We start from the raw sequence: 24069 nt of genomic DNA on the forward strand, positions 1-24069 counted from the left end.
CTCGGCCAAACTAGACAATTGCGAGCGCGGAATGCTTCGACTAGGATCGAACTATGAAAGAAGGACCTGATATCGCCTATGTCGCCACGTTGATCGGCGATCCTGCCCGCGCGAACATGCTGACCGCTCTGATGAGCGGGAAGGCACTGACTGTGAGCGAACTGGCGGAAGAGGCCGGTGTCACGATCCAGACAGCCAGCTCACATCTTTCCAAGCTGTATGTTGGCGGTCTGCTCCGACCGCGCAAACAAGGGCGGCACAAATATTTCTCCCTCGCGAATGACGAAGTGGCCCATGTTCTCGAAGGGCTGATGGGGCTTGCGGCAGGGGCCGGTCACTTGCGCAAACGCACCGGACCGAAAGATGCAGAGCTGCGCGAGGCGCGGGTCTGCTACAATCATCTGGCCGGTGACATGGGCACGCAGATGTTCGACAGCCTGATGGCGCAGGGGCATTTTGTGTTGCAGGGGGAAGACTTGGTTTTAACAGATTCTGGAGCTGCCTTCGCAACCGACTTCGAGATCGACCTGGGTGAGCTTCGAAAGGCGCGCGCCCCGCTTTGCCGAGAATGTCTGGACTGGAGCGAGCGCCGCTCGCATCTTGCCGGAAGTCTCGGTCGCGCATTCTTGACCCGGTTCGAAGAACTAGGATGGGCCAAGCGGGACCAGAAAACCCGCGTGGTTTCCTTCTCAAGTCCCGGAGCTACGGCGTTCCACCAGTTGTTCCCGAAGGACGTCGCGCACTGACAACAGACATTGGCGCAGCCGCAGCGAGAGTTCACATTGTCCCGCATAGCCGCCCCTCACATCCGCGTTTGAGAGTAAGAGAAGGGCTGGTCGCTTTCACGACGGGTTTAGGGCTGGGAGAGTGGCTCCCAGCGCCTGTCACGGGAGATAGCCGATGGGCGTTGTAGAAGTTCTGGATCCAGGTCAGCCGACGCGGGCTGGTGGCTGGAAAGTGGATGTGAGCCGGGGTGAGCGGAACGGGCGGGTGTCGTCCGAATGGTTCAACCGGCCCGATGACGAGCGGTATCTGTCGCTCGACGATCTCTGGGCATCAGTGAAGGGTCGGTCGGAGCGCAGCCGCAGCCGGGTCGTGCAGACGGCGGACATCCGCGTGGAGGCCGCGCGCGATAACCCCGAGCGGTTGCATCTGATGCTGCCGAAGGCACATGAACCGGTCGCGCCCACGCACTGGGCCTTCGGCCAGCTTGCCAGCATCGTCGGCGCTCCGGCGTCATATCTGCGCCAGCTGCCCGCGCCGCTGGCGGGCATCAACCTGCAATACGGCCTGACCAACCACCGCGCCGAGCAGGTCAAAACCTTCGAGACCGAGGATGGCCGCACGGAACTGCGCGCCGTGACCGGCCCCGACTATGGCCGCATCCACGATTTCGAACTGGTCGAGGCGGTGCAGCGCATCGCGGGCAATGGCACGGGCGACACGCGCTGGAAGGTGCCGGGTGTGCTGGATTGGTCGACCGGGGTCTACAACCCCGATGTCGAGATCAGCCGTGACACGACCACGCTTTATGCCTCGGACCGCGATGTCTTCCTGTTCCTGGTCGATGATCGCAACCCGATCGAGGCAGGCAAGCTGCCCGACGGCTCCCCCGATCTCTACTTTAGGGGCTTCTATTGCTGGAACTCCGAGGTTGGGGCCAAGACGCTCGGCATGGCCAGTTTCTACCTGCGGGCGGTGTGCCAGAACCGCAACCTCTGGGGCGTCGAGGATTTTCAGGAAATCCGGATCCGGCATTCGAAATACGCCGCCTCGCGCTTTGCCCATGAGGCGGCCCCGGCACTGACGCGGTTCGCCAATTCCTCACCGCAGGGTTTCGTGAACGGCATCAAGGCCGCGCGGCAGCAGATCGTGGCGCGCAGCGACGAGGATCGCGCGGATTTCCTGCGCAAGCGCGGATTCTCAAAAGCTGAATCCGGCAAGATCATCGAGAAGGTGCTGATGGAAGAGGGCCGCCCGCCGGAGAGCATCTTCGACTTCGTGCAGGGCATCACGCGGCTTGCGCGCGACAAGACCCAGCAGGATGCCCGGCTCGACATGGAAGGGCGCGCCAAGAAGCTCCTCGACCGGGTCGGCTGACGCCGGGCCCGACAACGCGACCGCCTGCATCGGCGGCGGTCGCGCTTTCCCCTTTCAAATGCATGCCACTGGCCCCGCCCCGAGAGGGCAGGGCGCCGTGGTATGCACAATTCAGCGAGACCACCATGAACCCCCAGGAAGAAACCGTCATCCTCGAGGCCCGTGACATCCTCGGCCGCTACCTCAGCCAGAACCCGGTTATCGGCAGCTGGCAGGCGCTGATGGACTATTGCGCTTTTTATGCCGAGGCCGAGATTATGCCGATGTTGGTTTCTAGATCGTTGTTTCTGGCGGAGATCGCTGGGAAGGGGTTGGCATAATCAGAGAGCCTCGAGGAAGGCGAGGAGATTGTCAGTTGGCCGGAAGCGGCCGGGCTTCATGGTGATCGGGGCTGTCCTTTCGAGGGCTCTTTCCTTGATCTGCAGATCCGCGTGCAGGTAGATCTGGGTCGTTTCGATCTGTTCGTGGCCGAGCCAGAGTGCGATCACCGAGGTGTCGATCCCGGCGCGCAAGAGGCGCATGGCGGCAGAATGGCGCAGCACATGCATGGAGACGCGCTTCTTTGCCATTGTTGGACATTTGCTCTGCGTTTCCGCAACGTATTTGGCCAGCCTGCGCTCAAGCGCATCGCGGCTGAGGGCGCGTCCGGTCTGTGTCGGGAACAGCGGGTCCCCAGGCTGTCCCGCCCGCTCGGCAAGCCAAGCCCTTAAGATCCCGATGGTGCCGGATGTGAGCGGCGTGATGCGCTGCTTTCGCCCTTTGCCGGTGCAACTGACATGCGCACCTGCTCCGAGTTGGACATCGGCACGGGTCAGCCCGATCAGCTCAGACGCCCGCAGTCCTGTCTGGGCTGCGAGACTAAACAGCGCCGTGTCGCGCCGCCCGGTCCAAGTCGCCCGATCCGGAGCGGCCAGCAGTGCATCGATCTCGGCCTCGGCTAACCAGGTCACCAGCCGTCGCTCAAAGCGCTTCGGCGGTATTGCGAGAACGCGTTCGATGGTGGCGGCATGTTCGGGATGGCGCAGGGCTGCATAGCGGAACAGGGAGCGGATCGCGGCCAGCCGGGCGTTGCGGGTGCGCACGCCATTCTGTCGTCCGTGCTCTAGATGGTCCAGGAAAGCACCGATAAGCGGCGCATCGAGGTCGTCAATGTCGAGTCTGACCGGTGACTTGCCTTGTCGATCCGCAGCAAAGACCAGAAGCAACCGCAGGGTGTCACGATAGGCTTGAATCGTGTTGGCACTGGCCTGACGCTGGCGGACGAGGCGGTCAGTGAAGAACGCCTGCAGGGTCGTTGCGAGCTCAGTCATGCTTCACCTGTAAGGTGACGCTCAAGCCTATCGCCGGCCAAGCCCAGCAACTCTGGTGCTGCCGACAAGTACCAGTACGTGTGCTTGGGGTCGGCATGACCAAGGTAGGTGGCCAGAGTGGCCAAGCGGGAGCCGGGTGCACCCGTTCGATATCCGTCGGCGATGGTGCTGACGGCGAAGCTGTGCCGTAGATCGTGAATCCGGGGTCGGCAGGTCGGCGAACGCGGAACGATGCCGCAATAATGCAGCAGCTTCTGGAAAGTAGGCTGCACGATGTTGTAGCGCAGCCGCTTTCCAGTTGCACTGATCAAGAGAACCGGCGCGCTGGAAGGACGCGGACGATCGGATCGAAGAAGGTAGTTCTGCAAGACAGCGACTGTCGTCGGATGCAGGGGCAATGCCCGTGCCTTGTCAAACTTTCCCTTTCGGATCGTCACTATGCCGTCGCCGATATTGAGGTCGTCACTATCGAGGCCGATCGCCTCGCCAATCCGCATGCCGGTCACCGCCAGCAGGCCGATCAGCACCCGGTAGGTGGCCTGTACGTGTGATCCGGGCAAGATTTCCGTGGCGCGCATCAAGTCGGCCACCTCCTGTGGGGTGAAGAGGTAGGGCGTTGTGCGCCGTCTTCGTGCTGGAATGAGATCGTCTGGCGGCACTTCGCTGACCCCGTCGAGCGTATGCAGGTGCCGGGCGAAGATACGCACGTCAGCCAGTCGCCTATTGGTCCAAACAGGATCTGCGCCTGAAGGAAGCGTTGCCCAGGCGAGCGCTGTCACGGTCCGAACATGGGTCTCGCCACGTTCCTCTGCGAACGCAACAAACTGGCGAAGACGTCGCTCGACCTGATCCATTTTGTAGCCCAAGGCACGCCGCATCGTCAGATAATCGGCAAGGGCACTTCGGAGGTGGCTCATTGCGCGTCCTCCGGCCAAGAACGCGCGATCAGGCGCAGATTGGTGCGGTCGACCTTGGCGTAGATCGCGGTAGTTTGGGCTCGGCGGTGACGCAAAAGCTGTCCGATCTCAGACAAAGAGGCGCCGGCGCGCAATAGCTCTGTCGCTGCAGTGTGGCGAAGCAGGTGCGCATGAACGCGCCCAAGGCCAGCACGCTGGGCGGTTTCCGCCACGATGGTGCTGACCCGGCTCGGGCTGAGTGCGCGATGAGGTGCGATATGCCGGACGAAGACCATACGACCCTCAGCCTTCGTGGGTCGTGCGTGGCGCAGGTATTGGGCAACGGACTGACCGACATCTGCCGGAAGGGGTAGCCGCTCATGACGGTTCCCCTTGCCATGTACGCAGACCGTGCCAGCGCGCCAGTCGATATCATCAAGCCCAAGCTTGGCGACCTCGCTGCGCCGCAGGCCTAATCGAACAAGCAGGGTTAAAATCGCCAAGTCGCGCACGCCGTCGGTCGAGCTGATGTCGCAGGCAGCGAGAAGCCGTCGTACCTGATCGCGTTCGAGTCCCTTCGGCAGTCCTGCAAGTCGGCGGTGTAAGACTGAAGGTACAGCCGGGGCCAGCGGGCGCTCCGTGACGCCGTCGAGGTGTAGGAACCTGAGGAAAGACCGCAGCGCCGTGAGGGTCAGCTTCGCCACGCCTGTGTTCCGCGAAGGGCACCAAGCCACCACGAAGGATGTGACATCGGCGGAGGTCAGGCTCGCAAGATTGAGACCGCTATCTTGAATACGCGCGTCAAGGAATGGCCGCAGACAATCGACATAACGATCCACTGTCGTCCCACTAAGACCACGCTCTGATCTCAGGAATCGCCGGTACTGGTCCAAGATTGGACCAGCGGGGCCGAGTTCCTTGAGTGCTTCGGGGTTGGGCACCAAGCCCAGCCCGCGCAAATGGTGGAGAATGTGACCCAGTGCCTTGGGCGTCTTTAGCTTGCGCACCCCTGCGGCGCGACGATCGCCCATGAACCGATTAACCTGAACCTCCGATAAATTGCTCAGCTCCATCTGCTGGCCCGCTAGCCAAGAGAGCAAATCATTCAACAGCCTGCGCTGCTTCCAGATCGTGTCAGCGGCGTAGCCTAGCTTATGCAAATTCTCCTCGAGGCCCACGGAAAGGGCCGTGACAGGGTTCTTGACCCGTTTCTTCTTGAGTTTGTTCATCGTGAGGTCTCCTCGTTTCGATGCGAAAAAGGAGACGATACCAAGCTTCAGGCCCGAGGATTATGCCAACAGGAATGATGTCGATTGCTTCTTATTCAGATGCTTACACGGCTATGTCGGCATAATCCTAGCATCGGCATAAAGAGCGTTATGCCGAAGTCTGCATAACGCGCTGACCGTCCGAGGTCCCATCGAGCGATTCCATGTCCTCTATCTCGACCGCAAGAACCGCATCATCGCCGATAAGCTATTGTCGACCGGCACAGTCGATCATGTCCCTGTCTATCCGCGCGAGGTGATTAAGAGAGCCCTGATGCTGAACGCCAGCGCCCTGATCCTGATCCACAACCACCCGTCGGGCGATCCGACGCCGTCCGAGGCCGATCTCAGCATGACCAAGGAGATCCAGAAGGGCTGCAAGTATCTCGGCCTCACGCTGCACGACCACATCATCGTGGGAGCCGGGACGGAGCTGAGCCTGCGGGCCCTCGGCAAGCTCTGACGCTGTGGCCCGATCCATCACCGTCGCCCCTTCGAGGAAGAGGGCGGCGGTTTGGTCTTTGACGGATGAGGCGGGGAGAGTGGCTCCCCGCGCCGTCGGAGATATTGCCATGTTTGACCTTCCCCTGCCGATCCAGCCGAGCCCACGCTCGATGCGGCCCGTCCCAAGTGGCGCGACTGTCGCTTCTGATTCGAGCCTGCCTTTTGCGCTGACGCGGACGCACCGGACGCCCGCGGCCCTGTTGTCAGGCACCGCTGCCCCCGTGGTCGTTGAGCGTTTCGCGACGCTGGCCGATGCCATGCAGGGGGCGTTTGAGCTTGCCGAGGACAACGGCTCCGATGCAGCGCCGCAGCTTCTGGCCATCCTTGATTGCGACCAGCGCCTGGTTCTTGCCGGGGCCGCCAGTCATGGCGCTGTGGCTTGGTGCCACCCTGTCGCCAATGCTCTTGAGGCGCGGGCCGTCGTGACCGAGGCGGTTCAACTTCGCGCCCAGGCTGGCCGTGCCATTGATTGGCACGAGCCTGAATTGGCGCAGCGGCTTCGTCACCGTGCTGATCTGCTGGATGCGCGTCTGGTCGATCCGCTGTGGCGCGCTTTTGCCGCCCGGGCGCTGCAGATCGCGGCGTGATGCCCGAGAGACAGAGGAGGGCTGGGAAGGGTTTGAGCCTTCGGGGGCCAGAAGAGTGCGCCACCCGGGGGGTCTGACCTGTCCTCACCGAACGGAGATATCCATGACCCAGACTGAACCCACTCTGGCCGCCCCGCTGCGACCATCCACCGTCGATTTCGGGGCGATCCTTGCCGCACATGCCGAACGCACCGCCCGGACCCTCGCCCTGCGCCCCGGCAACAAGGATCGCCTCTTCGATGGTCTCATGGCCGCCGGCATCACCCATGTCACTGTCACCTTCGATGGTGCTGGAGACAGCGGCCAGATCGAAAGCGTCGGCGCATGGTCCGGCGAGACCGCCGTCGAGTTCCCTGCGACCAAGATCGCCTATGCGGCACTGACCTGGGACGACCCCGCGGTCGAGATGCGGCAGCTCTCGCTGGAAGATGTCGTCGAGCAGCTGGCCTATGACTTCCTCTCCGACACCCATGGCGGTTGGGAAAACAATGACGGCGCGTGGGGCGAGTTCTGCTTCGATGCGTCCGCACGCTGCATCCATCTCGAGTTCAACGAGCGCTTCACCTCGTCCGAACTTTACACGCACGATTTCTGAGGGGGCGGCGATGGCACATCCCTATCACCACGCGCTCTCCTCGGTGAGGAAATGGGGCGGCACGGTCGATGATTTCATCGCGGTGCATAAATGGTTCGACCAAAGCAAGGAGATCACTGCCGATTTTCGGCACCGGGCCCTGCGGCACCATGCCGAGGGCATATTCATGGCCGAGACGATCTTCGGCCAGACCCTCACGCTCTCGACCGGGCGCATCATCCCGACCCGCTGGGTCGGCGAACAGCACGTGAAGGAGGACCTCGGCTTCATCCCGAGCTTCGCCGACTGGGTGAAGGCCATCCGGCCCGCACCCTGGATGGGTCGGACCGCGCGGATCGAGGCTCTGGTCGATCCACATATCGCCTCGCCCGTGGTCGAGGTCAGTTGAGATGACCGATCCAGCCTATCAGCGCCTCGGCCTGCCGGCGACGGCTTCGCCATTTGCTGTCCTGCGCGCTGCGGTCAGGGCGCTTCACCCTGACACGCGCGCCGTGAGCGGCTTCCGGGCAGCGCGCAAGCGCTTCTACCGACAGATGCTCTGCGCGCATGCCGCGCGACAGGCGGCGGGCGACAGTCCCACACGCTGATCGCCCCCCAACTACCCTTTCATCCCAATCCAGCGCCCGGCCTCTCGGCCGGGTCTTCCCCATTCAGGAGGTCCCCATGGCGGATTACTTCACCCATTTCTCATGCCTGATCGACGTCGGCAGCCCCGACAAGGCCGCTGGCGCGCTCGGCCTGTTCCAGAGCTTGCGCGCTGCGGATCAGGACGCTGATGACCCGGAGGTCGCGGGCTTCGATCTCATGCGTCAGGACGCGCCCGAGGGCAGCGCCCTCTGGATCCATGACGACGACCACGGCGATGTCGAAGCCGTCATCCGCTTCGTGCTGCGCCTGGCAGAAGACCTCGACCTCACTGGCCTCTGGGGGTTCCAGTATGGCCTGACCTGCTCCCGGCCGCGCCTCGACGCCTTCGGCGGCGGCGCGCATGTCATCGATCTCGGCGCTCGCAAATCCATCGGCTGGACCAGCACGCAAGAATGGCTGGCTGCCGCGCTGAACGGGGAGGACGTCGATGCCTGAGGTCATCTGCACCACCGTCTACCAGTTCCCCGAACTCTCGGACGCGGCCAAGGACAAGGCGCGCAGCTGGTATCGCGAGCTTGGGCCCCACGACGATTGGTGGGACGCGGTCTACGAGGATTTCGAGCGGATCTGCGAGATCCTCGGCGTCCGGCTCAAAACCACGCCTGTGCGGCTGATGGGCGGAGGGACGCGGGCCAAGCCCTGCATCTGGTTCTCCGGCTTCTGGAGCCAGGGGGACGGGGCTTGCTTCGAAAGCTACTGGTCCCACAGCAAGGGCGCGGCCGCGCGCATCCGGGACTATGCGCCCCAGGACGCGACGCTGCATGGCATCGCCGACCGCCTGCAGGCCATCCAGCGGCGCAACTTCTACCAACTCGCGGCCGAGGTCAGCCACCGGGGACGCTACTATCACGAGTATACCATGTCCGTTGACGTCACCCGCGATAGCCCGACCTGGCAGCCGCCCACCGAGGACGCAGAGGAGATCGTGACCGAGGCGCTGCGCGACCTTGCCCGCTGGCTCTACCGCCAGCTTCAGAGTGAATACGACCACCTGACCTCGGACGAGTCCGTTGAGGACGGCATCATCGCCAATGATTACACCTTCACCGCAGGGGGGCGGCGGTTCGGATGACACATGGGAGGGCTCAACCCATCTCTTGCAGAATATCCAGAATGTATGTACATTCTGCACAAATGGAGACCCCGATCATGCATGATCTTCCCGAGTTCAAGGCGGCCGACCTGACGCGGCACACAAGTGACCTGTTTGACGCGGCCATTCGGTCACCGATCGCGATCACCAAGCATCGCAAGCCGAAATTCGTGCTGATGAGCATGGATCAGTATCAGAGCCTCACGCGGGGGGCCACGCAACAGGCTCACATGATCGACGAGATGCCCGAGGATCTCAAGACGCTGATGATAGAAGGGCTCGAGCGAGACTTGACGCGGGCGGATGACTAAGCCTGCCGCTGGAGAGGTTTTCCGCTATCCGTTCCTTTGGAAACGCGAACAGATGGCGGGCGAGACTGAGGGCCGCAAGACGCGGCCTGTCTGTATCGCCGTCACTGTCGCCAAGTCCGATAGCGAGACCGTGGTGTTCATCCTGCCGATCACGACACAGCCTCCCTTGGCCTCGCGCAAGTTCATCGAGGTGCCCCAGATCGAGTCGCAGCGCGTGGGGTTAGAAACCCATTTCCGCAAATGGGTCATGCTGGACGAAATCAACACCGATATTATGGAGCGGTCCTATGTCTGGGAGGATCGCACGCCCATCGGCTCGTTCAGTTCCGTCTTCACATCCAAGATCCAGTCCAGCCTGATCGCGCTTGCCAGGTCGGGTGGGGCATCCGTTGTCGATCGGCTGAAGTAGTCTCGATCACCGCTGGGTCTGCCCAGAGTCACTTGTTCCCGTCGATCCATTTCGACATCAGCCCCTTGTCGCGGAAACACTCGTCCGGCACGGCACGGCGTTTGATCCGGGCGAGGCGTTCGGCGAAGGCCACCTGCTTTGATGTCGGACGGCTGTCCTGCGCGCCCGACTTCAGCTTGGCCTGCGCGTCGATCCAGGCGCTCAGGGACCGGCGGTCCTGCTGAACCTCCCAAGGCAGAAGCGTCTGGTTGCGCAGGGCCAGCGCGTGCGCATAGGCGATCTGCTTTGGCGTCGCGGGCAGGGCGTAAGTGGTATTTTCCATCGGGGATCTCCCTTCTTAGCTCGACATTCAATATAGAACATAACAGGAACAAAAGCAAGCCGCCTGCGGAAATCATGGGGTTTGAGAGGGAGAGGAGGGCCGGTGAAGGTCAGGCCTGAGGGTGCCCGAAAGAGGGTGTCCGGGGCTGATCCTGTTCCTCATTCCGGAGTTTCCTGATGACCCATCTCGCCCATTTTGCGACCGAGCGCGCACTTGCGTCTGTTGCCCCCATCCCGTCCCCCGATACGGCCGCCGCGATCTTGAGCGTGGCCGAGGCACTGCAGGCCGATCTGGCGCAAGGATTCCAAATCGACGCGCTGCGCCTGCGCGTTGAGATGGAGCGCGCCTTTGGCGGCTCCGATGCTGACGGCGCCTGGGATTGGAAGCTCGCCTATGAGGCGGGCGAGGTGGCGCTTGTCCTCTTCCTGCGGAAATTCGGCCGTGCGCTGCTCGTTCGGGCTGGCTCGCCCGCAGCACTCTTGACGATCCTCGCCAAGGTGGCTGGCCTCTTGCCCACGCATACCCGCCGCTCGGACGAGATGGAGCGGTTCCAGCAGTTCAGCACACCGCTGCCTATGGGCCTTGCGGCACTGGCGGCCGCGCAGATCACGCCCCAAGATCTCGTGCTGGAGCCATCGGCCGGAACAGGCCTTCTGGCGATCCTCGCCGAGATCGCGGGCGGCAGCCTCGCGCTGAACGAACTCGCCGAAACCCGCGCCGATCTTCTGCGTCGCCTGTTCCCGGGCCGTCCGGTCACCACCTTCGACGCCGCCCAGATCGACGATCATCTCGACGCGGGGCTGCGCCCGAGCGTCATCCTGATGAACCCGCCATTCTCGGCGGTGGCCAATGTCGACGCCCGCACCACCGAGGCGACAGCCCGGCATCTGCGCTCGGCGCTTGCACGTCTGGCCCCCGGCGGACGGTTGGTCGCCATCACAGGTGCCAGTTTCGCGCCCGATGCGCGCGCCTGGGCTGAGACCTTCGGTCGCCTGACCGAGACCGCGCATCTGGTCTTTACGGGTGCGGTTTCCGGTACCGCCTTCGCCAAGCACGGCACCAGCTTCGAGACGCGGATTTCGGTCTTCGACAAATGCCGCGGTGGCGAGGCGGGCGGCATCACAGCCGATCTGGCGCGCCCGATATCGCCTGATGTCGCCAGCCTGCTGTCGCTGATCACTGCCCACGTCCCCCCGCGCCTCGAACTGGCGGAGGTTGCACGAGCCGGGCAGGGCCACACTTCCCCCTTCCCGGGATATCCCGCCCGCACCGCGCGCGCGGCGATCAGCACATCGCGCACCACGTCACCAACACCCGCCACCAACACCGCTCCACAGATCGAGGCCGCAGACCTCGCCTATACCCTGCGCGATGCAACCGAGGACGGGGCCAGCACGCGCCTGTCGGATGCCATTTATGAGACCTTCCGGCTGCAGGCGATCGACATCCCCGGCGCCACACCGCACCCGACCAAGCTGGTGCAATCGGCGGCCATGGCCTCGGTCACACCGCCCAAACCGACCTATCGCCCCAAGCTGCCCGCCGCCGTTCTGCACGACGGTCTGCTGTCCGACGCGCAGCTGGAGACCGTGATCTACGCGGGCGAGGCGCACGGCGCGTATCTCGCGGGGTCTTGGACTGTCGATGAAACCGGCGACATGGTCTCGGCCGCGCCCGAGGATGCCGCGGACGCCGTCAGCTTCCGCCGTGGCTTCTTCCTTGGCGATGGCACTGGCGCGGGCAAGGGCCGCCAGTCGGCCGGGATCGTGCTCGACAACTGGGGGCAAGGACGGCGCAAGGCGCTCTGGATCTCGAAGAGCGACAAGCTGCTGGAGGATGCGCAGCGCGACTGGTCCGCACTCGGGCAGGAACGCTTGCTGGTGTCGCCGCTGTCGCGCTTTGCGCAAGGCAAAGATATCCCGCTGACCGAAGGCATCCTCTTCACCACCTATGCCACGCTGCGCTCCGAGGAGCGGGGGGCAAAAAAGTCCCGCGTCGACCAGATCGTCGACTGGCTCGGGGCTGATTTCGACGGAGTGATCCTGTTCGATGAAAGCCATGCCATGGCCAACGCCGTAGGAAGCAAGGGCGAGCGCGGCGATGTCACGGCGTCGCAGCAGGGCAGGGCGGGTCTGCGGCTGCAGCACAGGTTGCCCAATGCCCGCGTGGTCTATGTCTCGGCCACGGGGGCCACTTCGGTTCATAACCTCGCCTATGCGCAGCGCCTCGGTCTTTGGGGCGGCGAGGATTTCCCGTTCGCGACCCGCGCGGAATTCGTCGAGGCCATTGAGGCGGGCGGTGTCGCGGCAATGGAGGTCCTCGCCCGCGATCTGCGGTCGCTTGGCCTCTACACGGCGCGCTCGCTGTCCTATGACGGCGTCGAATACGAGATGCTGGAACATGCGCTGACGCCGGAGCAGCGCGGCATCTATGATGCATATGCGCTCGCCTTCGGAGTCATACATCGGAACCTGTCCGCGGCGCTGGAAGCGGCGAACATTACTCGCGAATCCGGCGGCACGCTGAACCGCCAGGCCAAATCCGCGGCTCGCTCGGCCTTTGAATCTGCCAAGCAGCGGTTTTTCGGCCATCTGCTGACCTCCATGAAAACCCCCACCCTGATCGCCGCCATCGAGGCCGATCTGGCAGCAGGCCATGCGGCGGTCATCCAGATCGTTTCAACCGGCGAGGCGCTGATGGAACGCCGCCTGTCAGACATCCCCACGGATGAATGGAATGACGTCCGCATTGATATCTCGCCAAGAGAGGCTTGCCTGGACTACCTCGCCCATTCCTTCCCGGTGCAGCTGTTTGAGCCTTTCACCGATAGCGAGGGCAACCTCTCCTCGCGCCCTGTCACGCGCGATGGCCAGCCGGTGGAATGCCGCGAGGCGGTGCGACGGCGCGATGCGCTGATCGAGCATCTGGCCTCGCTTCCGCCTGTGCCCGGCGCGCTGGATCAGATCGTGCAGCGTTTCGGCACCGATCTGGTGGCGGAAGTGACGGGCCGGTCGCGCCGGATCGTGCGCAAGGGCGAGGGTCCTGCGGCGCGGCTGGTCGTGGAAAGCCGGGCAGGATCTGCCAACCTCGCGGAAACCGCTGCCTTCATGGATGACCAGAAGCGCATCCTGATCTTCTCGGATGCGGGCGGCACGGGGCGCAGCTATCACGCCGATCTCGGAGCGAAGAACCAACGCCTGCGCGTTCACTACCTGCTGGAGCCCGGCTGGAAAGCCGATGCGGCCATCCAAGGTTTGGGCCGCACCAATCGCACCAATCAGGCGCAGCCGCCTCTGTTCCGGCCCGTCGCCACCGATGTGAAGGCGGAGAAGCGGTTCCTGTCGACCATCGCGCGCCGTCTCGACACGCTGGGGGCTATCACGCGCGGCCAGCGTCAGACCGGCGGGCAGGGGCTGTTCCGGCCCGAGGACAATCTCGAGTCGCCCTATGCCCGCGACGCGCTCCGCCAGCTCTACCGCAAACTGCATCGCGGTGATGTGGCGGGATGCTCGCTGGAAGCGTTCGAGGATGCCACAGGTCTGAGCCTGACCGATGACAATGGCCTCAAGGACAATCTGCCCCCCATCACCACCTTCCTCAATCGCCTTCTGGCGCTGACGATTGATATGCAGGGCGTGCTGTTTGCGGCCTTCGAGGACTTGCTCGACGCGCGCATCGAGGGTGCCATTGCCGCCGGGGTCTATGACCTCGGGCTCGAGACGCTGCGCGCCGAAAGCTTCCGCGTCACGGACGCGCGGGTGATCTACACCCATCCCGGCTCCGGCGCGGAGACTCAGCTCCTGACCATCACAGAAAAGCGCCGCAACACGCCGACCGCGCTCGCAGATGCGCTCGACTGGCTCGATGATCCCAAAGCACGCCTTCTCGTCAACAGCCGTTCAGGGCGTGCGGCAGTGCAGGTGCCCGCCACCAGCCTGATGTTGGATGACGGCACGATAGAGCCGCGGCTGAGGCTGATCCGCCCCACCGAGGCCAGCACGGTCCCGGCCAAGATCATGGAGGACACCCACTGGCTGGAAGCCGACCGCGCGGCGTTCACTGCCGCCTGGACGGCGGAACTGGCCGAGGTGCCAGAGTTCAGCGAGTCCACCCTGCATGTCGTGGCAGGTTTGCTGCTGCCGATCTGGAAGCAACTGCCGCAGGATGAAACCCGCGTCTACCGGCTGCAGACCGATGACGGCCAGCGCATCATTGGCCGCCGGGTCTCGCCCGCCTGGGTCGCGACAACGCTGGCAGAGGACGCACCAAAACTGACAGCGGCGCAGGTCCATGCCCTCGTTCTCGAGGGCAAGACGGTCGTGCGCTTGGCCGAGGGGATGGAGCTGCATCGCTCGCGCGTCATGGGGGTGAACCGGATCGAGCTGTCGGGTTTCACGGAAGCGGCCAAGGACCGTCTCAAGGCAGATGGCTTCTTCTCGGAAATCATCGCCTGGAAGCTGCGGCTCTTCTGCCCGACGGATCCGCGCGGGATTGCGGTGCTGGAGCAGTTGCTTGCGCGCCTGCCCGTCGCTGGCCTACATGCACGCAATAGTTGAAAATGATGCGGTCCATGTCGGTTGAAACAGAAGATCTTCTGCGCGAACTTGCGCAAAACGCGGAAAGCGTGTGTCGTCATTACCTTCCCGCCGGACGGCGGGAAGGGTCTTACTGGATGGTGGGCGATCTGCAGAACAGCCCGGGCCGGTCGCTTTTTGTGCGGTTGACCGGGCCAACGTCCGGGCCGGGCGCGCGCGGGAAATGGCAGGATTCAGCCACGTCGGAATATGGGGATCTGCTGGACATCATCCGTGCGCGCACGGGGATCACGCGGTTTCCCGAACTCCTGGACGAGGCCCGCGCGCATCTCGGCCGTCCGCAGCCGGTCGTCCCGAATGCGCCAGTGCCAAGGAAGTCCAAGGCCCCCGGTGGCACACCAGCGGCGGCGGCGCGTCTGTTCGCAGCCTCGATGCCGGTCGCAGGTACGCTTGCCGACAGCTACCTCCGCGCCCGGGGCCTCACCCAAGGCGGCAGGATGAGCGCCCTTCGCTTCCACCCCAAGTGCTGGCATCGGGATGAGGGCCAGACAAAAAGCACCCCCCGACCAGCACTGATTGCGGCGGTCACCGATGGGGCAGGGGCCTTGCAGGGTGTGCATCGCACCTGGCTCGCGCTTGACGGCAAGGGGAAGGCGGCGGTCAAGACGCAGCGGCGGGCCATGGGTCACCTTCTGGGCAACGCCGTCAGGCTGACCCCGCATGATGACATCCTCGTCGTCGGCGAGGGCATTGAGACCATGTTGTCGCTCACGCAAGCGGTACCCGGCCTTCCTGTCTGGGCGGCGCTCTCATCGGGTCACCTCGGGGCGGTCCTGCTGCCGGAGGGGCTGCAGCGCCTCTACATCGCCATCGACCGCGATCCGGCCGGGCAACGCGCGGCAGAGCGGTTGAGCGCCAGAGCGACCGATGTCGGGGTTGCCGTTCGGGTGCTGGAACCGCGGCTCGGGGACTTCAACGATGATCTCCGGGCCTATGGCGTCGCAGGGCTGCGTCAGCATCTGGAGGCACAAATCGGGCTCGAGGATCGCCAGCGCCTGTTCGGCTGAGCCGCATCGCGCAGGGGGCGGTCTGGGACAGCGGGGCAGGGTGTCTTTCATCCCTGTCATGGGTGTGGATCACCGGTTTTGCCGCGTCCCGGGTGAATCTCATCCACCCGACACCCGCACGGCCTTCAAGAGATGGGCGTGCTGCCGTCAAAGGGTCCGCCCCCTCAAGGGCGGCAGGCAGGCTATTTCCGCCGCGGGATAAATCCCGCTTTGCATCGCGAAACAAATAGCCTGCCTGCCGCCCTCCTCCACTGCGTTTCGGCCCCAAAGTGGGGGTGAAGGGACGTCCGCCATGACGGCTCAGAGCTGCCCATGAAGGCCGCGCGGGATGTCGCGTGGACGAGACAAGCCCGGAGGCAAAACCAAAATGACGATCCACACCCACGACGACGCGTATGAACCCGCCCACACCGCATCCCAAACCGCCCATGCGCTCGAAGAGCTGCAGCTCTATGGCTACCGCCCCTTTGAAGACGAGCCCGATCCGCGCCCGATGCCGGATGCCGATCACCTGCGCCGCGCCGCTGCCGATATCTTCGATGCCCTCGTCGCGACCCTGGAAGACACCCGCATGGAACCCAACCTCGAAGAGGTGCTCTGGGGCCAGGTCAATCTGTTTCACCGCGCGACAGCACGGATCGAGCGGTCGCTCGATGAGAACGAGCAGGCTCAGCGCCGCCTCCAGCGCGAGCAGGACGGCTCCGAGGTGAAATCCACCGAGCTTGAGCGCCTGATGGCCGAAGGCCTGACCCTTGTTGAGCGGCGCAACTGCATGGACATGATGCGCGATCACGCCGCCACCGAGTTTGTCCATCACACGGGATCCGCCTGGCGCCCCCGCACTGGATCGATGGTGAACCGCCAGCACATGACCGCCGCGCTGATCGACAGCCGCGACTTCCTGGCCGCCAAGCGCCGCGCCGAGACCGAGGTGATGCTGCCCGCAGGCCCCAAGGTTGCCCTGACCGGTGGCAGCGATTTCAACGATCACCGCCTGATCTGGGGCAAGCTCGATCAGGTCCGGACCAAACATCCCGATATGGTGCTCTTGCATGGGGGAAGCCCGAAGGGCGCGGAACTCATCGCCGCCAAATGGGCCGAGTCCCGGGGTGTCACGCAGGTTGCCTTCAAGCCTGACTGGACCAAGCACGCCAAGGCCGCGCCCTTCAAGCGCAACGACGCAATGCTGGACGTGCTGCCGGTGGGTGTTCTGGTCTTCCCGGGCAATGGCATCCAGGAGAACCTCGCCGACAAGGCCCGCAAGCTGGGCATCCCGGTCATGAAGTTTGAGAAGGGGGCGTAAGCCCCCTTTCCCCTCACGGGGGACATCGCTGCGGGGGACATCACGGTGGAAGCACGCGCTTTCCCCTGATATCATGGCACAAACCCCGCTCCCGGATTGCGACATGTTTGATACTGTCAGCCAACTGGAAATCTTCCCGACCGACCTGCAGATGCGCCGGGTCGATCCTGCGCGCAACATGCGCCGGTTTTACCGCATGAGCATCCAGCCCGACCTGTTCGGCGGTGCCAGCCTTGTGCGCGAATGGGGCCGCATCGGATATCGCGGTCAGATGATGAGCGAGCCGCATGCCGATGAAGGGCAGGCCGTGACCGCGCTGATGAAACTCGCGCGCGTGAAACAGCGGCGGGGATATGCGTGACGCGGGCGCGGCGACATGGTGCAAAGCCTGACCGGACATCGGGGGGACGATGACGCTCGACTCCGACAAGATCGATGATGCGGCCCTCGCGATCCTCAGCCTGACGCTGCATGACGGTGATCGGGTCTGGAAGGGGATCGATTGGGACATCACGAACAGGCTTTTTGAGAAAGGCCTGATCCATGATCCCAAAAACAAGGCGAAATCGCTGAGCCTGACGCCTGAGGGTATTGCACATGCGCGGGCCGTTCTCACGCGGGAGTTCAGCAAGGCCGAGTGAAAACTGGTTTGCGACCGCCAGCGTTCACGCAAGATCTGTCTGCGAGAAATCATTGCCCTTGTAGATCAGCTTGAGCCGATAGGCCCGGGCGCAGGCATAGGCAAAGCAATCGCCGAAATTCAGATCGGCAGGATGTCCGACGATCTTGCCATATTCCGCCGCGGCTTGAATCGCGCCATCCCCGATGCTGCCCGTGATATGGATATCCCGTGCGGATAATTCTTCCACGAAATCCTTAACCAGCCCGGCACAGGCCTCCATCAACGCGCGCGATGGCCTTGCCTGCGCGCCGGAGCGTGAGCGCGCAAGGCTGACACTCGCCTCAAACCGCGCCATCGGCGATGTGAAAAGCTGGCCTTCATGATCGCCCATGCGGCGCACCAGGTCCTCATACCCCGCTTCGCGGTTCAGGACCGCCACGATCGCGGAGGCGTCGATGAACATCAGCGCGCGTCCCACATCTCATCGGTGAAGCGCTTCATGTCGAAATCAGGATCGGCAGGACCCAGCTCATCGGCGCGATGCAGCAGCGGGGCCAGCCGGTCGAGCAGCGGCATGCGTGCCTGTTCGACGGCAAGCTGCGCCGTCAGCGCAATGCGCACAGCCTCCGTCTTGGTCTTCGCGCCGCTCAGTTTCATGAAGCGCGTCGCGAGATCATCGACCTTGTCATCCCGGATGTAGAGCGGCATTATCTGTCTCTCACTGATGATCGGCGCATATCCGATGACGCGCCCGCAATGGTCATATGTATATCCCAAAGCGCATATTCAAGCAATGTGTTTCGGGATATCCCGCCGCGACAGAGCAGAGCTTGTGACTGGCGGCTGTGCGGGACGGAGGGGACGGTCGTTGCCCCGCCAGCGAAGACTGCTAAAGGTCCCAGGGAGCAGACAACCAATGACAACCAATATGGTTTTCCGCTCGACACTTAATGTGCGGCCAAATCGCCAAGCTTTTCGATATTGAGGATTCGTTCGGGTGGTGTTGCGACCCGTTCCATCATACAGCAGTCAGTCTGCAGTTTTTCGATGTCAAAGCTTGGGTTCGCTGCCTTGTATGCCCAAGCGTTAAGGAAAGTTCGCGCAAGCCCAGGGATTTCACCCATGCCCATGACGTCGGAATAACTGAAGTGCGGATGAGCTCCTTGAATGAGCTGTTCGCCGCTGAAGGAGACATGAACAAGAACAGGAACGGTCTCCGAGTTGAGCAGTTCAAGGCCTGATTGGTCACCAAATAACCGCTGCACAACGTGCTGATCAAACTCAGACCCGTGGGTCAAATAATGGTCGAAACCATTCACAAGTCCTGATCTAGAAAGGCTAAAATGGACCTGTCCTTGCCTTCTGCCTTGCTTTTCCTTTGGACCAACGTCATCAATCACTTCACGAAGTCTATTCTTTACAGAATACCATATTGGATGGCGCGCGAGAATTTCTCTGAGGCGTTGTTCCCGGTCAGTGGCCACCAAAGGGCGCAGCCCTTTCTGTTGCACAGAGAGAATTTCTTCGTGTAGCAATCTAGTCCCATGGAACACGCAAAATTCACGTGCCCGAAGCCAGCCCTGAATTTCGGTTGAAACGGTTTCGATGTCCGAATGGTTGACCACAAAATCGCCCGCATCTTCTATATATTCGAAATACGATGACGCGAGATTATTCACGGCTTCCTCGCCCAATAGACGAACTACAAGGTCGCCGAAAGACCTCTCCCAAGTTTCAAACTTATCGTAGTGAATTATCATGTGTCAGGTGATGTTTGACAGTTGCCAGCCGCTTCGGTCGTAAGCTTATTGGGCGAACATTGCAAACGGAGTTCCATGCGTAAAGCTAACGTTTGACCGAGATGTAGCATCGGCCACGTTGGGCTTGTTTCGACATTGGCAAGCCCCGCAAGCGGGGCCGGGCTGCTGAGGCTTCGCCCTGAACTCTGACCCTGCTGCCTTCCTGTGCCAATACGGCTTGGTCTGTCTCATCCTGAGCCAGGCCAACCCATTTGTCACATGGTCGCCATCACGATCCGCTTTCAGCCCTGTCGGGTCTGCATCCCTCTTGCAAGGCGGGCGCGGCCGGCAATCCGATCTGTCGCAAAGGACTGACCGCAACAGCTTCGGTCATCAACCGATGGCCATGTCCTCTGCGGTTTTGCCCGATGACAACGCCTCCACAAACCACAGCGGTTTGCGCCCCCGGCCGGACCAGGTGAGCGCCGGGTTCTCAGGGTGGCGGTATTTCGCCGGGGCGGGCGCGCGCTTGGGTGTTGCTTCCTCGCCCATGAGTTCGGCCAGCGAATAGCCCAGGTCTTTGGCGAAGGCTTCCACCTTGGCGCGGACTTCTGTCTTTTGCCGGTCCTCGTAGGTGGTGATCGCCTTGGCGATGTCCTTATGCAATTTGCGCAGTTCCGTGAGCGACAGCGCCTCGAGATCAAAATCAGCCATGTTATGCTTTCCGTGTCCTGAATGATCCCGCAAGGTAGCCTGTATCGGCATTGCCCTGCAACTCCCTGACGGCTGGGGCAGGGGGGCGGTTTGAGATGATCGGTATCAACCACCAGTGCAGTGCCGGGCTTGAGTTCTGACAGGCCATGTTGGCCGGATGACAGGGTCTGGCGTGGGCTTCTCGCGCATCTCTGTCTGCTGGCCCATCCCTTCGACTGACAATCCCCTAATCCCGTTCGGGCTCTCACGCGCAACCCCGCGTCAGACCGGGCCGTGTTGCCCCTTCGGGGCTGCCCGCGCCACCCCGGTCCTGTGGAGGTTTCCGGCGTCCGTTCCGTCCACCGTGCACGCGTCACCCGACGGGCTTTTTCAGGGTCTTGTCGAAGGGACGGTCCCGAAGACAGGACACAGAAGGAAGCTAGACATGCAAAACATCGTCATCCTCGCCGGCAACATTGGCCAAAAACCCGAAACCCGCACCACCCAAGGCGGCACCAACATCACCAACTTCAGCCTCGCCACCTCCCGCCCCCGCCTCTCGGAAGGTCGCGTGCTGCGCGACGAGAACGGCTACCGGGTCATGGACACGGAATGGCACCGCATCACCTGCTTCAACGGTCTCGGCAAGACGGTCGCGGAGCATTGCGAAAAGGGCATGAAGGTCCTTGTCCACGGCCGCCTCCACTACAGCAAGTGGATCGACAGCATGGGCAACGACCGCTACGGCTGCGAGATCATCGCCGAGAAGGTCGATTTCCTCAGCCGCCCGAAATCGGCCGAGAGTGAAAACCCCGAGTTGGTCGACCGCGACGACGAGATCCCGTTCTGAAAAGAACGGGGTCTCCCCCTCGGGCCCGGCGGGGAAACCCGCCGGGTTCGGGCTGTTCGTGAAAGCGGACATTCGCGGCAGCTGCAGCATGGGCCGGCGTGACCGGCGGCTTGTGGCAGGAAGCTGCCGAAGCAAAGATACAAATCTACCTGTCGTAGTCGGAACAACCGAGACATTTATATGCGGCCCTGATGCGCAGCATCGCTTTGCACGAGCAGATACTCCAAACGACCCATCGGAAGACACGCAAAGTCTGTACGTTTGATCAAGATAGGAACGAGGGGCGCGAGGAGTATGCAGGTTTTTTCGTTGATGCCAGGAAACTTTGAGGTTATAGAGCAGAGATAAGCAAGATCAAACTTGCTCCTGACCGGTAGTAGCTCAGCAAGGTAGAGCAGCAGGCCTAAAACCTGTGGTCGTTGGTTCAATTCCAACCTGCCGAGAGACGGTGTAGGACGCCTTTTCTCGCTAGGTTGTAAATGAATAACGCTGAACGTTTAGTAGTTTATAGGGCTCAATGTGCCAATGTCAGGAGCATTTCGGCCGCATTCAAGCAAACTAAGCGCAGCATCAATGACTGCTTAAGGAAAAACCGTTCCCTTGAGGCGGAGAGCCACACAAAGGTTTTGGCACTTATATTTTGTGCTTGGAGTGAGGCGATTTTTTCGAAGACCATCCACACTCCTCATGGCTTCACACTCGACGAAATAGCTCAAATTAAACGCTGCATCCAGTCTAATGGAATTTCGGCGGGCTGGAGAAAGTGCATCGAGTTGGCGATGCGAAAAACCGCTGCTAAGAAAAGCAATTTTGGCCCCAATGCCCGACAGAAATTAGATAAACTAGTGGAAGAGCTAGTTCTAGAACCCAGCACTCTAAGAAACAAAATTGCTCACGGCCAATGGACTGTACCACTCAATAGGAACAATACTGCTGTTAATGGAGCGTTGGCGGCTACCTTGGCGCAACTCGATGTAGTAAAAGTGGATACATGGCAGGTTCGCCAAAAAAAACTGTGCGAAGTTATTGAGCTACTTATCGAATCTCCAAACAAGGCCTTCATGAGTACTTACTGGGGGTTAATCCAGGAAATCGAAGATATTGGGGCTAAGAGGGGCAAATGGGATGCTGCAAGCAAGAAGGCGAAATTGTAAGCACAAGGCGCTGCCTTAATAAGAAACGACACGCCCAGACTGATGGAGCCATCTTTTAGATAATAATCCTTGAGATCCTCTTCTCTGACCGTCAGCTTGTCTATTTCTTCAAAATCTCTGAGCACAGGGTCAGTTTTATGTCTGCTTCATGATTTGTCTTGGTGCCCGCGTTTCTTTCGCATCTGGCAATCATGAGTAAGGCCAGTGTGTGCGATTTTCACGCCTGAGGCCATCCACAAGCAATGGTCGGTTCTTAGCCTTTGGCTCGGTGATCGCTTCGCTAGCACTGAGAAAGCCCACTCTTCCGCCCTTAGATCGGTGCGTGGGTTTCGTGCTTCCGAGACCATGGAGGACGGCTTTAGGCTGCCTGCAGCCGATTGCACCTGCAGCATCTCAACTTGGCCGAATGTCCGGTTTTGGGTGGCTTGAGCATGGGCAAGCCCCGCGAGCGGGGCCGGGCTGCTGCGGCGTTGCCCTGAGCCCTGAGCGCACATGCTCCCTGCCCGAAGGCGCGGCTTTGGCTGTCTCATCCTGAGCCAGTCCCTTGGCCCGCCGGGCATGGTCGCATGCACGCCCAGGTCTCAGCCCTGCGGGGCTGCATCCCTCTTGCGTTTCAAAGTGCGCGGCGGAGCAGTGACGATGGCCCGCGTCAGAAATCGCGCCGTCTTTCACGGCACCGCGGCTTTGAGCTTTACGATCAGGGCATCCAGAGCGTCCAGCCAGAGCGGCTCGATCTGACCGCGCAGCAATTGGGTGGCCATCATGGCGCCGGGGTCTTTGGCGCTCTCGGCAAGCTGCGCAAGGATGCGCTCGGGGACCGGCTTTTGCAGCCGGATGCTGTAGGCGGCCCATGTATCGCCCTTTTGGACAGGCACATAGACCGGGCCAGGCTTGAAGGTTTTCCGGGCCGATTTCATTGCCGCACTCAGGATCAACTCGATTCTGTATCCGGCTTGCGCCAGAGCCAACAGATCTTCCTTGTGGCGGGTGAGCGGCCACAGGGTGATCGAGAAGGCGCGCGCCGGTTTGTGCGCGGTCATGGCCCCGTTCCCTGTCGCACGCGGAGGGGGCACGCGCGGTGCTTCCTGCGCAATCGGTGCAACTGGCGATGCGACCTGCGCGGGCGCGTCCGGTTTCAGCTGTGTCACAGACGGTGTCGGCTGCGGCCCGCGCTGCTCTGCCCGTTCCATGACAGGCGGCGCGCTGTCGAACACCGCATCTGCATAGATCGGATCGATTGCCCCAATTCGGGCTATCCTGCGCTTTGCCATACGCTCAGCTTTCCTCTCTAGGTCTTATTCTGCGGCCGCATGGGTCAGCATGTGATTGAAGATCACAGCGACCTCATGGAGCGCGTCCTCGTAATGGGCGGCCTGCCCACGGACCAGCGGGTTTGGATCGTCGCGCTTTTTCCGGGCGATGGCGCCAAGCAGGCCAAGGCTCTCCATATCCTTGTAGGCCTTGCGCTCGCGCACCGCATAGGGAAACAGCTCCAGCTCGGCTTTGATGCGCGCGAACAGATCCCTCTCGATGGGGCTGAGCTTTTCTGCGCCGTTGCGGGTGCGGCTGTCATAGCGGGTCAGTATGCTGATATGGCGCGGCAGCAATTCCGGCTCTTCGACCCGTCCATGCAATCCCTTGTACCATTGATAGGTCGCGACCGCGCCATTGACGTTGTTCTCGGTCAGGATGACCGGCGTGACGATGAGACTGGCCTGCACGGCGACATGATCGGCCCATGTGCCCGCCACACCGGCCGTGTCGATGATGATGAAATCATGGCTCTCGGTCTCAAAGGCCTCGTCCAGGATCGCGACCAGGGCGTCAGTGTCTTTCGCCTCGATATGCGACAGCAGGGGCGAGCCATTGCCATGCGCTTCGGCCCGCTGCGCCCAGTCAGCGAGCGATCTCTGGCGATCCGTATCGACCAGCAGCACACGCTTGTTCGAATGGATCATCGCCGAAGTCATGGCGGCACAGATCGTGGTCTTCCCGGCCCCGCCCTTGATCCCCATCACCGCCACAACAACCGGCGGGTTCGCCTCATCAGACATATCTTACAC

General features: G+C 62.1%; 27 protein-coding genes, 1 tRNA gene and 1 pseudogene. 19 read left to right on the plus strand and 10 right to left on the minus strand.

Annotation, left to right across the window (positions count from 1 at the left end):
* Window positions 1–53 precede the first annotated feature (53 nt).
* The 3 genes from AWT76_RS03075 (at window position 54) to AWT76_RS17250 (ending at window position 2420) form a co-directional block, all read left to right on the plus strand.
* Entirely contained in the window at window positions 54–746 is a 693-nt protein-coding gene (locus tag AWT76_RS03075) for an ArsR/SmtB family transcription factor (protein ID WP_072244859.1), read from the plus strand.
* 154 nt (window positions 747–900) lie between these two features.
* Window positions 901–2100, plus strand: a complete 1200-nt coding sequence (locus AWT76_RS03080) for a DUF932 domain-containing protein (protein ID WP_072244860.1) — start codon at window positions 901–903, stop codon at window positions 2098–2100.
* A gap of 125 nt (window positions 2101–2225) precedes the next feature.
* Window positions 2226–2420 (plus strand): hypothetical protein, encoded by a 195-nt coding sequence (locus AWT76_RS17250; RefSeq protein WP_072244861.1) that lies wholly within the window; start codon window positions 2226–2228, stop codon window positions 2418–2420.
* Here AWT76_RS17250 and AWT76_RS03090 read toward each other — a convergent pair whose 3' ends face one another.
* The 3 genes from AWT76_RS03090 to AWT76_RS03100 are packed head-to-tail and all read right to left on the minus strand — an operon-like array spanning window position 2421 to window position 5535.
* Window positions 2421–3410: a tyrosine-type recombinase/integrase gene (locus tag AWT76_RS03090; RefSeq protein ID WP_072244789.1), complete on the minus strand. Its 990-nt coding sequence runs from the start codon at window positions 3408–3410 to the stop codon at window positions 2421–2423.
* Window positions 3407–4327, minus strand: coding sequence for a tyrosine-type recombinase/integrase (locus tag AWT76_RS03095; RefSeq protein WP_072244790.1), 921 nt, complete (start codon window positions 4325–4327; stop codon window positions 3407–3409). The genes AWT76_RS03090 and AWT76_RS03095 overlap by 4 nt, the downstream gene beginning before the upstream one ends.
* Complete coding sequence (locus tag AWT76_RS03100) at window positions 4324–5535, minus strand: site-specific integrase (RefSeq protein ID WP_072244791.1); 1212 nt, start codon at window positions 5533–5535, stop codon at window positions 4324–4326. The genes AWT76_RS03095 and AWT76_RS03100 overlap by 4 nt, the downstream gene beginning before the upstream one ends.
* A gap of 169 nt (window positions 5536–5704) precedes the next feature.
* Between AWT76_RS03100 and AWT76_RS03105 the strand changes: the two are divergent.
* The 8 genes and pseudogenes from AWT76_RS03105 to AWT76_RS03145 all read left to right on the plus strand — a co-directional run.
* A pseudogene (locus tag AWT76_RS03105) lies at window positions 5705–6037 on the plus strand (JAB domain-containing protein); the annotation flags it as partial.
* A gap of 109 nt (window positions 6038–6146) precedes the next feature.
* A complete protein-coding gene (locus tag AWT76_RS03110; RefSeq protein ID WP_072244862.1) occupies window positions 6147–6665 on the plus strand; it encodes a DNA repair protein RadC in 519 nt (172 codons plus the stop codon).
* A 103-nt stretch (window positions 6666–6768) separates the two neighbouring features.
* Complete coding sequence (locus tag AWT76_RS03115; RefSeq protein ID WP_072244863.1) at window positions 6769–7260, plus strand: DUF6878 family protein; 492 nt, start codon at window positions 6769–6771, stop codon at window positions 7258–7260.
* A gap of 10 nt (window positions 7261–7270) precedes the next feature.
* Window positions 7271–7648 (plus strand): DUF6915 family protein, encoded by a 378-nt coding sequence (locus tag AWT76_RS03120; RefSeq protein ID WP_072244864.1) that lies wholly within the window; start codon window positions 7271–7273, stop codon window positions 7646–7648.
* Between the two features lie 275 nt (window positions 7649–7923).
* Complete coding sequence (locus AWT76_RS03130) at window positions 7924–8343, plus strand: hypothetical protein (protein ID WP_072244866.1); 420 nt, start codon at window positions 7924–7926, stop codon at window positions 8341–8343.
* A complete protein-coding gene (locus AWT76_RS03135; RefSeq protein WP_072244867.1) occupies window positions 8336–8980 on the plus strand; it encodes an antitoxin of toxin-antitoxin stability system in 645 nt (214 codons plus the stop codon). The genes AWT76_RS03130 and AWT76_RS03135 overlap by 8 nt, the downstream gene beginning before the upstream one ends.
* Window positions 8981–9057: 77 nt before the next feature.
* Entirely contained in the window at window positions 9058–9312 is a 255-nt protein-coding gene (locus AWT76_RS03140) for a type II toxin-antitoxin system Phd/YefM family antitoxin (RefSeq protein WP_245638758.1), read from the plus strand.
* Entirely contained in the window at window positions 9305–9721 is a 417-nt protein-coding gene (locus AWT76_RS03145) for a hypothetical protein (protein ID WP_245638759.1), read from the plus strand. The genes AWT76_RS03140 and AWT76_RS03145 overlap by 8 nt, the downstream gene beginning before the upstream one ends.
* 28 nt (window positions 9722–9749) lie before the next feature.
* Here AWT76_RS03145 and AWT76_RS03150 read toward each other — a convergent pair whose 3' ends face one another.
* Window positions 9750–10043: a hypothetical protein gene (locus AWT76_RS03150; protein WP_072244870.1), complete on the minus strand. Its 294-nt coding sequence runs from the start codon at window positions 10041–10043 to the stop codon at window positions 9750–9752.
* 176 nt (window positions 10044–10219) lie between these two features.
* Between AWT76_RS03150 and AWT76_RS03155 the strand changes: the two genes are divergently transcribed.
* From AWT76_RS03155 to AWT76_RS03175, 5 genes are all read left to right on the plus strand, one after another.
* On the plus strand, window positions 10220–14599 hold the full coding sequence (locus tag AWT76_RS03155; protein ID WP_072244871.1) for a strawberry notch family protein: 4380 nt from the start codon (window positions 10220–10222) through the stop codon (window positions 14597–14599).
* 14 nt (window positions 14600–14613) lie between these two features.
* Complete coding sequence (locus AWT76_RS03160) at window positions 14614–15645, plus strand: DUF7146 domain-containing protein (RefSeq protein WP_072244944.1); 1032 nt, start codon at window positions 14614–14616, stop codon at window positions 15643–15645.
* Between the two features lie 367 nt (window positions 15646–16012).
* Window positions 16013–16948, plus strand: coding sequence for a DUF2493 domain-containing protein (locus AWT76_RS03165; protein WP_072244872.1), 936 nt, complete (start codon window positions 16013–16015; stop codon window positions 16946–16948).
* Window positions 16949–17051: 103 nt separating this feature from the next.
* Entirely contained in the window at window positions 17052–17309 is a 258-nt protein-coding gene (locus tag AWT76_RS03170; RefSeq protein WP_072244946.1) for a WGR domain-containing protein, read from the plus strand.
* 49 nt (window positions 17310–17358) lie between these two features.
* Window positions 17359–17589, plus strand: a complete 231-nt coding sequence (locus AWT76_RS03175; protein WP_072244873.1) for a DUF6429 family protein — start codon at window positions 17359–17361, stop codon at window positions 17587–17589.
* Window positions 17590–17613: 24 nt separating this feature from the next.
* Here the strand turns inward: AWT76_RS03175 and AWT76_RS03180 are convergent, their stop codons facing one another.
* The 4 genes from AWT76_RS03180 to AWT76_RS03200 all read right to left on the minus strand — a co-directional run bounded on the left by AWT76_RS03180 (window position 17614) and on the right by AWT76_RS03200 (window position 20023).
* Entirely contained in the window at window positions 17614–18033 is a 420-nt protein-coding gene (locus tag AWT76_RS03180; RefSeq protein WP_072244948.1) for a type II toxin-antitoxin system VapC family toxin, read from the minus strand.
* The gene (locus AWT76_RS03185; protein WP_072244874.1) at window positions 18033–18278 is read right to left on the minus strand and encodes a type II toxin-antitoxin system VapB family antitoxin; all 246 of its coding nucleotides are present in this window, start codon (window positions 18276–18278) and stop codon (window positions 18033–18035) included. The genes AWT76_RS03180 and AWT76_RS03185 overlap by 1 nt, the downstream gene beginning before the upstream one ends.
* A gap of 239 nt (window positions 18279–18517) precedes the next feature.
* Window positions 18518–19330, minus strand: a complete 813-nt coding sequence (locus tag AWT76_RS16600; RefSeq protein ID WP_141655855.1) for a hypothetical protein — start codon at window positions 19328–19330, stop codon at window positions 18518–18520.
* Window positions 19331–19702: 372 nt separating this feature from the next.
* Window positions 19703–20023, minus strand: a complete 321-nt coding sequence (locus tag AWT76_RS03200) for an H-NS histone family protein (RefSeq protein WP_072244877.1) — start codon at window positions 20021–20023, stop codon at window positions 19703–19705.
* Between the two features lie 424 nt (window positions 20024–20447).
* Between AWT76_RS03200 and AWT76_RS03205 the strand changes: the two genes are divergently transcribed.
* From AWT76_RS03205 to AWT76_RS03215, 3 genes are all read left to right on the plus strand, one after another.
* Entirely contained in the window at window positions 20448–20852 is a 405-nt protein-coding gene (locus AWT76_RS03205; RefSeq protein WP_072244878.1) for a single-stranded DNA-binding protein, read from the plus strand.
* A 370-nt stretch (window positions 20853–21222) separates the two neighbouring features.
* Window positions 21223–21295, plus strand: a tRNA-Leu gene (locus AWT76_RS03210).
* 36 nt (window positions 21296–21331) lie between these two features.
* On the plus strand, window positions 21332–22006 hold the full coding sequence (locus AWT76_RS03215; protein ID WP_141655856.1) for a hypothetical protein: 675 nt from the start codon (window positions 21332–21334) through the stop codon (window positions 22004–22006).
* 668 nt (window positions 22007–22674) lie between these two features.
* Here the strand turns inward: AWT76_RS03215 and AWT76_RS03220 are convergent.
* Together AWT76_RS03220 and AWT76_RS03225 are read right to left on the minus strand one after the other, a co-directional pair.
* Window positions 22675–23277: a hypothetical protein gene (locus AWT76_RS03220; RefSeq protein ID WP_072244880.1), complete on the minus strand. Its 603-nt coding sequence runs from the start codon at window positions 23275–23277 to the stop codon at window positions 22675–22677.
* A gap of 24 nt (window positions 23278–23301) precedes the next feature.
* Window positions 23302–24060, minus strand: coding sequence for a ParA family protein (locus tag AWT76_RS03225; RefSeq protein ID WP_072244881.1), 759 nt, complete (start codon window positions 24058–24060; stop codon window positions 23302–23304).
* Window positions 24061–24069 lie beyond the last annotated feature (9 nt).

The organism is Roseibaca calidilacus, from assembly GCF_001517585.1.
Classification (GTDB): Bacteria; Pseudomonadota; Alphaproteobacteria; order Rhodobacterales; family Rhodobacteraceae; genus Roseinatronobacter; species Roseinatronobacter calidilacus.

What these genes read in the sequence shown, in the direction of transcription:
- AWT76_RS03075 (WP_072244859.1), top strand. Translation starts at nt 54, where the DNA reads ATGAAAGAAGGACCTGATATCGCCTATGTCGCCACGTTGATCGGCGAT.
- AWT76_RS03080 (WP_072244860.1), top strand. Translation starts at nt 901, where the DNA reads ATGGGCGTTGTAGAAGTTCTGGATCCAGGTCAGCCGACGCGGGCTGGT.
- AWT76_RS17250 (WP_072244861.1), top strand. Translation starts at nt 2,226, where the DNA reads ATGAACCCCCAGGAAGAAACCGTCATCCTCGAGGCCCGTGACATCCTC.
- AWT76_RS03090 (WP_072244789.1), bottom strand. Translation starts at nt 3,410, where the DNA reads ATGACTGAGCTCGCAACGACCCTGCAGGCGTTCTTCACTGACCGCCTC.
- AWT76_RS03095 (WP_072244790.1), bottom strand. Translation starts at nt 4,327, where the DNA reads ATGAGCCACCTCCGAAGTGCCCTTGCCGATTATCTGACGATGCGGCGT.
- AWT76_RS03100 (WP_072244791.1), bottom strand. Translation starts at nt 5,535, where the DNA reads ATGAACAAACTCAAGAAGAAACGGGTCAAGAACCCTGTCACGGCCCTT.
- AWT76_RS03110 (WP_072244862.1), top strand. Translation starts at nt 6,147, where the DNA reads ATGTTTGACCTTCCCCTGCCGATCCAGCCGAGCCCACGCTCGATGCGG.
- AWT76_RS03115 (WP_072244863.1), top strand. Translation starts at nt 6,769, where the DNA reads ATGACCCAGACTGAACCCACTCTGGCCGCCCCGCTGCGACCATCCACC.
- AWT76_RS03120 (WP_072244864.1), top strand. Translation starts at nt 7,271, where the DNA reads ATGGCACATCCCTATCACCACGCGCTCTCCTCGGTGAGGAAATGGGGC.
- AWT76_RS03130 (WP_072244866.1), top strand. Translation starts at nt 7,924, where the DNA reads ATGGCGGATTACTTCACCCATTTCTCATGCCTGATCGACGTCGGCAGC.
- AWT76_RS03135 (WP_072244867.1), top strand. Translation starts at nt 8,336, where the DNA reads ATGCCTGAGGTCATCTGCACCACCGTCTACCAGTTCCCCGAACTCTCG.
- AWT76_RS03140 (WP_245638758.1), top strand. Translation starts at nt 9,058, where the DNA reads ATGCATGATCTTCCCGAGTTCAAGGCGGCCGACCTGACGCGGCACACA.
- AWT76_RS03145 (WP_245638759.1), top strand. Translation starts at nt 9,305, where the DNA reads ATGACTAAGCCTGCCGCTGGAGAGGTTTTCCGCTATCCGTTCCTTTGG.
- AWT76_RS03150 (WP_072244870.1), bottom strand. Translation starts at nt 10,043, where the DNA reads ATGGAAAATACCACTTACGCCCTGCCCGCGACGCCAAAGCAGATCGCC.
- AWT76_RS03155 (WP_072244871.1), top strand. Translation starts at nt 10,220, where the DNA reads ATGACCCATCTCGCCCATTTTGCGACCGAGCGCGCACTTGCGTCTGTT.
- AWT76_RS03160 (WP_072244944.1), top strand. Translation starts at nt 14,614, where the DNA reads ATGTCGGTTGAAACAGAAGATCTTCTGCGCGAACTTGCGCAAAACGCG.
- AWT76_RS03165 (WP_072244872.1), top strand. Translation starts at nt 16,013, where the DNA reads ATGACGATCCACACCCACGACGACGCGTATGAACCCGCCCACACCGCA.
- AWT76_RS03170 (WP_072244946.1), top strand. Translation starts at nt 17,052, where the DNA reads ATGTTTGATACTGTCAGCCAACTGGAAATCTTCCCGACCGACCTGCAG.
- AWT76_RS03175 (WP_072244873.1), top strand. Translation starts at nt 17,359, where the DNA reads ATGACGCTCGACTCCGACAAGATCGATGATGCGGCCCTCGCGATCCTC.
- AWT76_RS03180 (WP_072244948.1), bottom strand. Translation starts at nt 18,033, where the DNA reads ATGTTCATCGACGCCTCCGCGATCGTGGCGGTCCTGAACCGCGAAGCG.
- AWT76_RS03185 (WP_072244874.1), bottom strand. Translation starts at nt 18,278, where the DNA reads ATGCCGCTCTACATCCGGGATGACAAGGTCGATGATCTCGCGACGCGC.
- AWT76_RS16600 (WP_141655855.1), bottom strand. Translation starts at nt 19,330, where the DNA reads ATGATAATTCACTACGATAAGTTTGAAACTTGGGAGAGGTCTTTCGGC.
- AWT76_RS03200 (WP_072244877.1), bottom strand. Translation starts at nt 20,023, where the DNA reads ATGGCTGATTTTGATCTCGAGGCGCTGTCGCTCACGGAACTGCGCAAA.
- AWT76_RS03205 (WP_072244878.1), top strand. Translation starts at nt 20,448, where the DNA reads ATGCAAAACATCGTCATCCTCGCCGGCAACATTGGCCAAAAACCCGAA.
- AWT76_RS03215 (WP_141655856.1), top strand. Translation starts at nt 21,332, where the DNA reads ATGAATAACGCTGAACGTTTAGTAGTTTATAGGGCTCAATGTGCCAAT.
- AWT76_RS03220 (WP_072244880.1), bottom strand. Translation starts at nt 23,277, where the DNA reads ATGGCAAAGCGCAGGATAGCCCGAATTGGGGCAATCGATCCGATCTAT.
- AWT76_RS03225 (WP_072244881.1), bottom strand. Translation starts at nt 24,060, where the DNA reads ATGTCTGATGAGGCGAACCCGCCGGTTGTTGTGGCGGTGATGGGGATC.